This window comes from Streptococcus sp. HMSC073F11 (assembly GCF_001810785.1).
Classification (GTDB): Bacteria; Bacillota; Bacilli; order Lactobacillales; family Streptococcaceae; genus Streptococcus.
In genome coordinates this window covers 418,074-430,403 of the sequence record NZ_KV802690.1, presented here as the reverse complement: position 1 = coordinate 430,403, position 12,330 = coordinate 418,074, and the positions used below count along the sequence as shown (strand labels likewise).

General features: G+C 41.9%; 9 protein-coding genes and 2 tRNA genes. 1 reads left to right on the top strand and 10 read right to left on the bottom strand.

Translation table 11 applies throughout. From position 1 onward, the window contains the following. Window positions 1–14 precede the first annotated feature (14 nt). The 9 genes from rpsA to parE all read right to left on the bottom strand — a co-directional run bounded on the left by rpsA (window position 15) and on the right by parE (window position 10,557). Window positions 15–1,217 (bottom strand): 30S ribosomal protein S1, encoded by a 1,203-nt coding sequence (rpsA, locus tag HMPREF2764_RS03775; protein WP_001001630.1) that lies wholly within the window; start codon window positions 1,215–1,217, stop codon window positions 15–17. Between the two features lie 161 nt (window positions 1,218–1,378). After that, window positions 1,379–1,450: transfer RNA gene (locus tag HMPREF2764_RS03770), tRNA-Gln, on the bottom strand. A gap of 9 nt (window positions 1,451–1,459) precedes the next feature. Next, window positions 1,460–1,540, bottom strand: a tRNA-Tyr gene (locus tag HMPREF2764_RS03765). A gap of 49 nt (window positions 1,541–1,589) precedes the next feature. Beyond that, window positions 1,590–1,820 carry a DUF2969 domain-containing protein gene (locus tag HMPREF2764_RS03760; protein ID WP_000037113.1) on the bottom strand — a complete coding sequence of 77 codons (231 nt, stop codon included), beginning with the start codon at window positions 1,818–1,820 and terminating at the stop codon, window positions 1,590–1,592. Between the two features lie 97 nt (window positions 1,821–1,917). Beyond that, window positions 1,918–3,885 (bottom strand): peptide ABC transporter substrate-binding protein, encoded by a 1,968-nt coding sequence (locus tag HMPREF2764_RS03755; protein WP_070527268.1) that lies wholly within the window; start codon window positions 3,883–3,885, stop codon window positions 1,918–1,920. Between the two features lie 22 nt (window positions 3,886–3,907). Further along, the gene (locus HMPREF2764_RS03750; protein WP_033681953.1) at window positions 3,908–4,930 is read right to left on the bottom strand and encodes a branched-chain amino acid aminotransferase; all 1,023 of its coding nucleotides are present in this window, start codon (window positions 4,928–4,930) and stop codon (window positions 3,908–3,910) included. A 134-nt stretch (window positions 4,931–5,064) separates the two neighbouring features. Further along, window positions 5,065–7,536: a DNA topoisomerase IV subunit A gene (gene parC, locus HMPREF2764_RS03745; RefSeq protein WP_083306584.1), complete on the bottom strand. Its 2,472-nt coding sequence runs from the start codon at window positions 7,534–7,536 to the stop codon at window positions 5,065–5,067. 231 nt (window positions 7,537–7,767) lie between these two features. Beyond that, window positions 7,768–8,586: an aminoglycoside 6-adenylyltransferase gene (locus tag HMPREF2764_RS03740; protein WP_070527262.1), complete on the bottom strand. Its 819-nt coding sequence runs from the start codon at window positions 8,584–8,586 to the stop codon at window positions 7,768–7,770. A gap of 27 nt (window positions 8,587–8,613) precedes the next feature. Next, window positions 8,614–10,557, bottom strand: a complete 1,944-nt coding sequence (gene parE, locus HMPREF2764_RS03735) for a DNA topoisomerase IV subunit B (protein WP_070527259.1) — start codon at window positions 10,555–10,557, stop codon at window positions 8,614–8,616. A gap of 135 nt (window positions 10,558–10,692) precedes the next feature. On the opposite strand from parE, the gene plsY reads away from it, so the two are divergent. After that, window positions 10,693–11,334 (top strand): glycerol-3-phosphate 1-O-acyltransferase PlsY, encoded by a 642-nt coding sequence (gene plsY, locus HMPREF2764_RS03730; protein ID WP_070527256.1) that lies wholly within the window; start codon window positions 10,693–10,695, stop codon window positions 11,332–11,334. A 37-nt stretch (window positions 11,335–11,371) separates the two neighbouring features. Here plsY and HMPREF2764_RS03725 read toward each other — a convergent pair whose 3' ends face one another. Beyond that, window positions 11,372–12,328 carry an ABC transporter permease gene (locus HMPREF2764_RS03725; protein WP_070527253.1) on the bottom strand — a complete coding sequence of 319 codons (957 nt, stop codon included), beginning with the start codon at window positions 12,326–12,328 and terminating at the stop codon, window positions 11,372–11,374. Between the last annotated feature and the right edge of the window lie 2 nt (window positions 12,329–12,330).

The window sequence follows — 12,330 nt, the reverse complement described above, 5'->3', positions numbered from 1 at the left end:
AATTTTCAATTTGATTAAAGTTCGATGTCACCGAACAAGTCAGCCATTGAGAATCCTGTTTGTGTTTCTGGAAGTTCGAAATCACGTTTTTCTTGACGTTTTGGACGACGTGGACGAGCAGCACGTTTTTCTTCTTTTTGTCCTTCTTCTTGAGCTGGACGCTCTTCAAGAGCTTTGATAGAAAGTGATACGCGCTCTGCATCTGCGTTAACTTCAAGAACTTTAACTTTAACTTCTTGACCAACTTTAAGAGCTTCTTTTGGATTTTCAATACGTTTGTGTGAAATTTGTGATACGTGAACAAGTCCATCGATACCTGGCAATACTTCAACAAATGCACCGAAGTCAGTCAAACGTTTAACTGTTCCTTCTACTACATCACCTTTAGCCAATTTTTGCTCAACGCCATCCCATGGTCCAGGTGTTGTTGCTTTAAGTGAAAGTGATACACGTCCTTCTTCTTCGTTAAGATCAAGGATTTTCACTTCAATTTCTTCACCAACAGTTACAACTGATTTTGGTGATACGTTACGTTCATGTGACAATTCAGTCAAGTGAACCAATCCGTCAACACCACCAAGGTCGATGAAAGCACCGAAGCTTGTGATACGTGCAACTTTACCAGTTACTACATCACCAACAGCCAATTTACCGAATACTTCAGCGCGAGCTGCTGCTGTAGCTGCTTCAACAACTTCACGACGTGAAAGGATGAAGCGGTTTTCTTTAGCGTCAACTTCTTTGATTTTAGCATCAAATTCTTGACCTACAAAACGCTCAGTGTTACGTACGAAACGAGTATCCAACATTGAAGCTGGGATAAATCCACGAACACCTTCAAATTCTACTGAAAGTCCACCTTTAACGGCACGAGTTCCTTTAACAGTAACAACTTCTTCTTCGCGACCAACAAGTTTGTCCCATGCTTTGCGAGCTTCAAGGCGTTTTTTAGATACAAGGTATGTAACTGTATCAGTATCTTTACCAACTACTTGACGAAGTACAAGAACATCCAATACTTCTCCTACTTTAACAAAGTCATTGATATCTGCATCGCGATCGTTTGTCAATTCGCGAAGAGTCAAGACACCTTCAACACCAGTTCCAGAGATTGCAACGTTAGCTTGAGTCGCATCAACTGTCAATACTTCAGCACTAACAACATCACCAGTCTCAACTTGGCTAACGCTATTTAGCAAATCTTCAAATTCGTTCATCTAAAAAATCCTCCAACAATCAAGTTTTTCTTAAACTTGACATACTTATAATTTTTTTCCTAAGCACCCGCAAGGACATGTTCATATCGTTCACGTCTTTCAATTATAAAAATAAAATACCCTAAGATATTTTGCTTTTTATCTTGATTATTACCTAAGAACTGGGGTAGCTGGATTCGAACCAACGCATGAGGGAGTCAAAGTCCCTTGCCTTACCGCTTGGCTATACCCCATTGACGAAATGGAGAGAGAGGGATTCGAACCCCCGAACCCGAAGGAGCGGATTTACAGTCCGCCGCGTTTAGCCTCTTCGCTATCTCTCCTACAATCAACATGGACTATTATATCATGAAAATTTCAAAAAAACAAGACTTATTTTGCTAAATTATAATTTTCAATCAAAATTTCCACAGCTTTTTCCAATTTTTTATAAAAACTATCGACGTTTCCATTCTTTATGATGGCAAATTGTCCGTCTAATTCGGCAATTTCTCCGATAACTTTTTTACCAATGGTCAAGGTATAACCTTCAAAACTGTCTTTTCCTACATTAACCTTGGCATCCGCTACTTGAATTTCGATTTTTTTATCTTTCTTGCTCATTTCATACCTCTCTTCACTTTTTCTATTTTACAAGAAAATCCCAAAACTAGCAAGAAAAAACTCTACATCGGGCTTGTCCGATATAGAGTTTTCCGCATTATTTAATGTGTTTTTCTAGTTCTTTTTGGTACTTACCATTTGATTCCAATTTTTCTTTTTGCCATTTTTTCAGTGCTTCTTCATATTCTTTTGTCGTAACGATATCTTTTTGCAATTTCATTCCTTTAAAGATATATGGGTCACCCTTAATACCAACTTGTGAGTATGGTTTTGAGAATGGCACTACATTACTTACAACTGGAGAACCACCAGATGAGGCTGTAGGCATCAATAATGAACTGTCTGTCAACCAAGCTTGAGCCTTGGCATATTTTTCATAGCGTTCTTCAAGATTTGTAGTTTCTGAATCGGCATCATCCAATAATTTCTTATACTGGTCTAAACCAAGTTTCACTACAACATCTTTATCTTTCCCCTTAGTAATACCAAGGTGTTTCATAGCAGAACCTGATTTAGGATCCATGATATTCAAGTAAGATGCTGGGTCTTGATAACTTGGAGCCCATCCTGTACTGTTCAAATCATAGTCTTTTTGAGAAGGAACACGCGCTTGAGAAGTGATTGTTTCCTTTTCATTATCTGTCATTTGAAGAACATCGATGACAACATTTTCAGCACCAAGAGTTGATTCGATTGACTGTTTGAAAGAGTTACTTTGTTGAACAGCGATGGTATCTGTTTGTTCAACTGGAACATCCAAGTGAATTGGGAAAGTTACTCCTTTAGACTCTAAGTCTTTCTTAGCTTTTTCAAATACTGCTTTAGCCTTGTCAGGGTTGTAGATAGAGTCCTTACCGTCAACTAGCTCAACACCTTTCCATTGGTCACCGTAGTTCACCAACTCTGCTTGAGCGATTTGACCAAAGTTCTTACCACCTGCTTGCACAAAGTTGTCAGGAACGAGGCTGTTACGGATAATCTTGTCCGCCCCATCTTCACCATTTAGCTGGGCAGCATAAGAATGGCGGTTGAAGGCAAAGTTGATAGCCTGACGGAAGTCCTTATTAAGCATAGCTTCTTTAGTAGAAGTCTTTTGCTCTTCACTTGTTTTCGCAGTTTTATTGTATGACTGACGATTTACGTTAAAGGTGAAGTAATAGCTACTTGAGTCCTGTGGGCTATAAGTGATTTTATCTCCGTATTGTTCCAAAGTAGAAGCAAAGTTTGAGCTACTTGGGAAGAGACGGGCTGTCGTATAGGCACCAGAAGAGAAACTACGAATCAACGATTCCTGATCAGAACCATCGTAGTAAGTCAATTTAATCTTCTCAATTTTTACCTTCTCTTTATCCCAGTAGTTTGGGTTTTTCTCGTATTCGATCAACGATTTAGACGTCAAGGTCTTCAGGATATAAGGACCATTGTAGAGAATTCCTGCTGGAGTAACTGCTCCATAATCTTTACCTGACGCCTTCAAAAACTCTTCATTTACAGGCAACATCGTCGCTGTTGTGACTTTAGAGTTCCAGAAGCTTTCTGGTTTGTTTAGGGTATATTCAACTGTGTAATCGTCCAAGGCCTTGACACCAACTGTAGAGAAATCATTGGTCTCACCAGTCATGTAGGCATCCAAGCCCTTAATTGAATTTTGGATGAGAGAGACACCGTCTGACTTACCGTCAGCTACGTGTTTCAATCCTGTTACAAAGTCATGGGCTGTTACTTCTGCATATTCTTCACCCTCAGAAGTGTACCATTTAACTCCTTTACGAAGTTTGTAGGTATAAGTCAAACCATCTTTTGACACAGACCAATCCTCAGCCAAGGAAGGAATAACATTTCCGTACTGGTCGTTTTCCATCAAGCCATCAACCACGTTCCCGATGACATCTGTTGTAGATGTACGAGTCGCTATACTATAGTCCAAAGATGCTGGATCTACTGCATAGACATATGAAAATGTTGTCGGTGCATCTGCTTCTTTATCAGCTTTTCCACAAGCCACTAATAGAGCTGTTGTACTCAGGACCACTCCTGCTGTTAAGAGCCACTTTTTCGATTTCATAAAAAATCTCCTTTAGTTAATTTTAATCTACTTTTACAATCCAACCTTCTGGCGCTTCAATATCGCCAAACTGAATTCCTGTCAACTCATCATAGAGTTTGCGAGTCACAGGACCTACTTCTGTTTCACTATAGAAAACATGGAAATCATCACCATGCTGAATTCCACCGATTGGAGAAATAACTGCTGCTGTACCACAGGCACCTGCCTCTACAAAACGGTCAAGGTTGTCAATCGGGACATCCCCCTCAATAGGAGTTAAGCCCAAGCGATGTTCTGCCAAATAAAGCAAAGAATACTTGGTAATAGATGGCAAGATAGAAGGACTCAATGGTGTTACAAATTCATTATCAGCTGTAATTCCAAAAAAGTTAGCTGATCCGACTTCTTCAATCTTTGTATGAGTTGATGGGTCTAGATAGATAACATCTGAGAAATGACGTGACTTAGCCAATTTCCCTGGTAAGAGACTGGCAGCATAGTTTCCACCAACCTTAGCCGCACCTGTACCATTTGGAGCGGCACGGTCGTATTCATCCTGAATCAAGAAATTAGTTGGGACCAAACCGCCTTTAAAGTAATTACCAACTGGCATGGCAAAGATGGTAAAAATATACTCTTCCGCTGGTTTTACTCCGATAATATCTCCTACTCCAATCAAAAGAGGACGAAGATAAAGGGTTCCACCTGTTCCGTATGGTGGTACGTATTCTTCATTCGCACGAACAACTGCCTTACAAGCTTCTACAAACATTTCTGTCGGAACTTGTGGCATCAAGAGTCGATCACAAGTACGTTGCAGACGTTTAGCATTTTCGTCAGGACGGAACAGTTGAACACTGCCATCCTTAGTACGGTAAGCTTTCAAACCTTCAAAGGCTTGTTGTCCATAGTGAAGACTTGGAGAAGACTCTGAAATATGCAAGGTTGCATCTTCTGTCAACTCTCCTTGATTCCATTGTCCATTTTTAAAATGAGCAATATAGCGATAAGGTAATTTCATATAGGAAAAACCGAGATTTTCCCAATCAATCGTTACTGTCATATTCCACTCCTTATTCTAAAAACCTATTTCTTATATTCTACACTATTTTTCTAAAATAGCAAGCATATTTTGTAATTTTCAGAAAATTTCTTCAATAAAAAGAACCAGCTCTTAGAACTGATTCTTCATTTCACTTATTTAGCTTCAGTAAATACTTCTTTAAGATAAGCGTCAAAAACTTCTTCATCCGAAATCGTGTCAGAGATGAAGCTACCATTACTTGTGCGTTCTGACAGATTCAAGTCTTGTAGTCGACTTTCATAGATTGTTCCTTTGTTCGATTGGACAAGCAGCGTTTGGTCGTTCTCTTCCACTTCTGTACTGAAGAGATCACCAACAAATCCTTGCTCTGCAACTGATCCTGCTAAGAAGACACGATGCGGTTTGTTTTTCAACTCACGCAAGACTTGTAGTCCTCGTTTGGCACGGCTAGTTGCTGGAATTTCGTCAATAGAAACACGTTTCAAACTTCCACGCTGAGTCAAGAGGTAGAAGGATGAAGTGTTACAGATAAAGGCCGATTGGAGGGTATCATCTTCTTTCAGGTTCATAGCCTTGACACCTGCAGCCTTAGCACCGACAACTGGTACCTCTTCGATATTGAAACGAAGGGCATAACCATTTTGGCTGATCAAGAGAACATCATCTAGTTTGATTGGAGCTACTGCTACAATCTGGTCTGTATCATCTTTGAGCTTAGCATACTTGACAGACTTAGACTTGTAGGTCCGCCATGGGGTGAATTCTTTTCGCTCTACACGCTTGATTTGACCGAGACGAGTCGCAGCAAAGTAGGTTGTCGCATCATCAAACTGATCCACTACTTCCACATAAAGGATTTCTTCGTTAGTTTCAAAGTTTGTAATGGTTTGGCTCAGATGCTCACCGATATCCTTCCAACGAATGTCTGCCAATTCATGGATTGGTCGATAAATGACATTTCCAAGCGTCGTGAACATCAAGAGATGCTGGGTTGTCTTGGCAGATTGAACAAAAATCAAACGGTCGTCATCACGTTTGCCAATTTCTTCCAGCGTTGAAGCCGCAAAGGAACGTGGGCTGGTACGCTTGATATAACCTGCCTTGGTCACGCTGACGTAGGTATCTTCCTCGGCGATAAGACTGGCTGTATCAATCTCAATTGCTTTCGCAGTGTCTTCTAGAGAACTCAAACGCGGAGTCGCAAACTTCTTCTTAACCTCACGAAGTTCTTTCTTCATGAGATTGTACATAGTCCGCTCATCCCCGATAATAGCCGCCAGCATGGCAATCTTTTCACGAAGTTCTGCTTCTTCTTCCTGCAAGACAACCACATCGGTATTGGTCAAACGGTACAGTTGCAAGGTTACGATAGCCTCAGCCTGCTCTTCAGTAAAATCATAACTGACCTTGAGATTTTCCTTGGCGTCAGCCTTATTCTCAGAAGCACGGATAAGCGCAATGACTTCGTCCAAGATTGAAATCACACGAATCAAACCTTCGACGATATGGAGTCGTTTTTCAGCCTTTTCCTTATCAAAGCGTGAACGCGCCAAAATCACTTCGCGACGGTGGGCGATGTAGCTAGACAGGATTGGAACAATCCCAACCTGACGAGGCGTGAAATTGTCAATTGCCACCATGTTAAAATTGTAATTGATTTGTAGGTCGGTGTATTTAAATAGGTAGTTGAGAACAAGCTCCGTATTAGCGTCTTTCTTAAGTTCAATAGCGATACGAAGACCGTCACGGTCAGACTCATCGCGAACCTCAGCAATACCAGACACCTTATTATTGACACGAACATCATCAATCTTCTTGACTAGATTGGCCTTGTTGATTTCATAAGGAATCTCAGTAACAACAATTTGTTCCTTACCACCTTTTAGCTTTTCAATCTCAGTCTTGGAACGAACAACCACGCGCCCTTTCCCAGTTTCATAGGCCTTCTTGATTTCATCACGACCCTGAATGATTCCTCCAGTCGGAAAATCTGGTCCAGGCAAAAATTCCATGAGCTTGTCCACCTTAGCTGTTGGATGGTCAATCATATAAACAGTGGCATCAATGACCTCAGCTAAATTATGGGGTGGAATATCTGTGGCATATCCAGCCGAAATCCCAGTCGAACCATTGACTAAAAGATTTGGAAAGGCTGCTGGTAAGACTGTCGGCTCTTTTTCGGTGTCATCAAAGTTCCAGGCAAAAGGAACGGTCTTTTTCTCGATATCCTGAAGGAGATAACCAGCAATCTCAGACAAACGAGCCTCGGTATAACGCATAGCTGCAGGCGGGTCCCCGTCCATAGAACCGTTATTACCGTGCATTTCAACTAGAATCTCACGATTTTTCCAGTCCTGTGACATACGAACCATGGCATCATAGATAGAACTGTCACCGTGTGGGTGGAAATTCCCCATGATATTCCCGACAGACTTGGCCGACTTGCGGTAGCTCTTGTCAAAGGTATTGCCATCCTTATTCATCGAATAAAGAATACGGCGCTGAACTGGCTTCAAGCCATCACGAATATCTGGCAAAGCCCGGTCTTGAATAATGTACTTGGAGTAGCGACCAAAGCGCTCTCCCATGATGTCCTCAAGGGACATGTTTTGAATGTTACTCATATAGGATACAAAGCCCGAAAAATGCAAAGTGAAAATAGAAAATTCTTAAAGCGAGCGATGTTCGCAAGAGAATTTATCTTTTTCACCCAGCATTTAGGGCGTGTTCAACTCCTTTCAAAGAATGTAGAGTAGTTTTTTATGCAGTAAAAGATATTTTACGGGAATTAGTTCCATGTTCAGTTACCTTAAGGAACCAAACAATCCTTTCTGTAGTTTAATCTTTTAAATTAGTCAGCAATTAAGAAGTCTCTCCTCAGCATACCCAATCATCTTCTCAGCTACTTCTTTATCGTAGTCAAAATCCATCTTTTGAGCAAGAAACTGAGCCTCTTGGTGGAAAAGTTCCATCGTAGCAAACAAAGACTGGGTGATTTTATCTAAACTTGAAAAATCCAGCAGATTTGAGAATTGTTTCTCTTTCTCAGCAGGCAAATACTGAAAGAGGTACTTGTAGTTCTTACCAACATCGACCGTTCCCTTATCTGCTGCCACTTGCCAAGCTAAAAGCTTGAGCAATTCTTGTTGGCAGATTCCATAGAGATGGTCCGTCGTATAGATGACTTGTTTGCGACAAATCCCTTTAACCACGTAGGCTGACACCCACCAAAATTCATTACAGGATTTTTCAAAATCCGTTTCAGTAGCTGGGCTTGTCCAGTAACGCTCTAGATTTTGAGAATAGGGTTCAAATAAATGCTCTGGATCTTCTAAAACAGTAAATCCGGCCTCACTATCCACCCACTCGTTGATGTGTTCTTTAGGACAGAGGGTCAAATCAATCCTACTGCCATCTTCAAAGAGCACGAGGTAGAGACGACGTTGACCAAGACCAACTTCTTGCTCGATAATGCGTTTGCCAAACTGGTCCAACCAAGATAAATCTGTAATCAGCTCGTCCAGATTCTCTACAACATAGACTACGTCATAGTCTTGAAATTCATCTTTTGAGGCTTTTGTATCAGTCCGTGAACCAGACATGGCGACAGCCGTGACTTGTAAGGTTTCAGCAGTCTTTAAAACTACATCGAGCATTTCTGTTTCAGTTCTCATGTTTATACCCATTCATTAAAAACTAACTTAAAATACTGTCGCTTCTTCCAGCGTAAACTTGACATTATCTTCAATCCACTTACGTCGTGGTTCGACCTTGTCTCCCATAAGGACATTGACGCGACGTTCGGCGCGAGCCAGATCTTCAATGGTGACACGGATAAGGGTACGGGTTTCTGGATTCATGGTTGTTTCCCAGAGCTGGTCCGCATTCATCTCACCAAGCCCTTTATAGCGTTGGAGGGTAGCGCCTTTACCGAGCTGCTTGCGGAGTTCTTCAAGTTCTCCGTCTGTCCAAGCGTAGGCCACTTCTTCTTTCTTGCCTTTTCCTTTGGACATCTTGTAAAGAGGCGGAAGGGCAATATAGACATGTCCCGCCTCAACTAGCGGACGCATGTAGCGGTAGAAAAATGTCAAGAGTAAAGTCTGAATGTGGGCACCGTCTGTATCCGCATCGGTCATGATAATGATCTTGTCATAGTTGGCATCTTCAAGGGAGAAGTCTGCTCCGACACCCGCACCAATGGTATAAATCATGGTGTTGATTTCCTCATTTTTAAGGATATCCGCCATCTTGGCCTTGGCTGTGTTGATAACCTTACCACGAAGAGGCAAGATAGCTTGGAACTTGCGGTCACGACCTTGCTTGGCAGAACCACCGGCAGAATCCCCCTCGACTAGATAGAGTTCATTCTTAGCTGGATTCTTGGACTGGGCAGGTGTTAATTTCCCTGACAACAGGCCCTTGTCTTTTTTATTTTTCTTACCATTTCGGCTCTCATCACGCGCCTTACGTGCCGCTTCACGAGCGTCACGGGCCTTGATAGCCTTGCGAATGAGATTAGAAGCCAATTCCCCATTTTCCATAAGGAAGAAGGTCAACTTATCCGCCACAATGCCATCCACAACCGGACGAGCAAGTGGACTTCCTAGTTTGTCCTTGGTCTGGCCTTCAAACTGGAGGTGTTCTTCTGGAACCAAGATAGAAAGAACGGCCGCTAGTCCCTCACGATAGTCTGACCCTTCAAGGTTTTTATCTTTTTCCTTGAGAAGACCTGTCTTACGCGCATAGTCATTCATGACCTTAGTGATAGCAGACTTGAGTCCTGTCTCATGCGTTCCACCGTCTTTAGTACGAACGTTATTAACAAAGGATAGAATGTTATCTGAAAATCCATCATTGTACTGGAGAGCCACTTCCACTTGGAAACCATTATCTTCTCCTTCAAAGTAAAGAACTGGCGTTAAGGTCTCCTTGTCTTCGTTTAGATAAGAAACGAAGTCTTGCACCCCATTCTCATAGTGGAATTCAATCCCTTCATCTGTTCGCTGGTCGGTCAAAGACAAGGTCACATTTTTCAAGAGAAAGGCTGATTCATTAAGACGCTCTGAGATGGTATTGTACTTGAAGTCTGTCGTAGAGAAGATCGTCGCATCAGGCATAAAAGTAACCTTGGTACCTGTTTTAGACTTGGGTGCTGTACCGATTTTCTTCAAGGTCGTGACAGGTTTTCCACCATTTTCAAAACGTTGCTTATAGATTGCCCCATCACGGGTGATTTCAACTTCCAACCAACTAGAAAGAGCGTTAACGACGGAAGAACCCACCCCGTGGAGACCACCAGATGTCTTGTAGCCACCCTGACCGAATTTCCCTCCGGCATGAAGAATGGTAAAGATAACCTCAACAGTTGGAATTCCCATCGCGTGCATACCAGTTGGCATTCCACGTCCGTGGTCTTGAACCGTTAAACTTCCGTCTTTATTAATGGTCACATCAATACGATCGCCAAACCCAGACAGGGCTTCATCGACAGCATTATCGACTATTTCCCAGACTAGGTGGTGGAGACCAGCACCATCGGTCGATCCGATATACATCCCTGGACGTTTTCGAACTGCATCCAACCCTTCTAGCACCTGAATGGCATCATCATTATAATTGTTAATATTGATTTCCTTTTTTGACACAAGGAACCTCCTATTCGTTCATCTTTACTATTCTACAGGTTTTCCAAGGATTTTGCAAAATTTTTCTTTCTCCGGTGTGACAATTTCAGAAGAGATTCTCTGCCTTTCTTCTCCATTTCATGATATAATAGGAGTATGATTACAATAGTTTTATTAATCCTAGCCTATCTGCTGGGTTCGATTCCGTCTGGTCTCTGGATTGGACAAGTATTCTTTCAAATCAATCTGCGTGAACACGGTTCTGGTAACACTGGAACGACCAATACCTTCCGCATTTTAGGCAAGAAAGCTGGTATGGCAACCTTTGTGATTGACTTTTTCAAAGGAACCCTAGCAACGCTTCTTCCGATTATGTTTCATCTGCAAGGCGTTTCGCCTCTTATCTTTGGACTTTTAGCTGTCATTGGCCATACCTTTCCTATCTTTGCAGGATTTAAGGGAGGCAAGGCTGTCGCAACTAGTGCTGGAGTGATTTTCGGATTTGCTCCTGTCTTCTGTCTCTACCTTGCAGTTGTTTTCTTTGGAACCCTCTATCTTGGTAGTATGATTTCGCTATCTAGTGTCACAGCATCTATCGCGGCTGTCATTGGAGTTCTACTCTTTCCACTTTTTGGTTTTATCCTGAGCAACTATGATCCTCTCTTCATCGCTATTATCCTAGCACTTGCTAGTTTGATTATCATTCGGCATAAGGATAATATCACACGTATCCAGAATAAGACTGAAAATCTTGTCCCTTGGGGATTAAACTTAACCCATCAAAATTCTAAAAAATAAACGCCAGTTTGAACAGAACTGACGTTTTTTTGTATACTTATTTTGATTTGATATAGTTAATACCATCTGCTTTTGGTGCAACTGCTTTTCCAAAGAAGGCTGCCAAGACAAGAATTGTCAAGACATAAGGTGCGATTTGAAGATAAACTGTTGGCACACCTTGTAGGAACGGCAATTGAGAACCGATAACAGCCAAACTTTGTGAAAGTCCAAAGAAAAGACTAGATAGCATAGCTCCGATTGGATTCCATTTCCCAAAGATCATCGCAGCAAGAGCGATAAATCCAGGTCCAACAATAGTTGTCACTGAGAAGTTAACTGAGATGGATTGAGCATAAATCGCTCCGCCAATTCCACCTAGGAAACCTGAAATAATAACTCCAAAATATCTCATCTTGTAGACATTGATTCCCAAGGTATCCGCTGCTTGAGGGTGTTCACCGACAGAGCGAAGACGAAGACCAAATCGAGTCTTGAAGAGGATAAACCAAGCAAGGAATGAGAAGGCAATGGCCAGATAACCAAGTAGACTAGTTGACTTGAAGAAAATATCACCGATAACTGGGATATTTGCCAAGACTGGGAAGTCAAAGCGTCCAAAAGTCTGACTTAGGTTGTCGGTTTGTCCTTTGTTATAAAGAACTTTTACCAAGAAAACAGCCAAGGCAGGCGCCATCAAGTTCAAAACCGTACCGCTGACAACATGGTCTGCACGGAAATGAACCGTCGCTGCCGCGTGGATAATAGAGAATAGACCACCAACCAATCCTGCAACTAGCAAGGATAACCAAGGAGTTGCTGCTCCAAATTGTTCTGCAAATTCAAGGTTAAAGACAACTCCAGAAAAGGCACCCATAACCATAATTCCTTCAAGGCCGACGTTTACGACACCACCACGTTCAGAGAAAACACCACCAATACTTGTAAAGATGAGGGGCGCTGAGTAAATCAGCATAGAAGACACCAAGAGGGTGAGCAAGGTTGTAATAGACATCT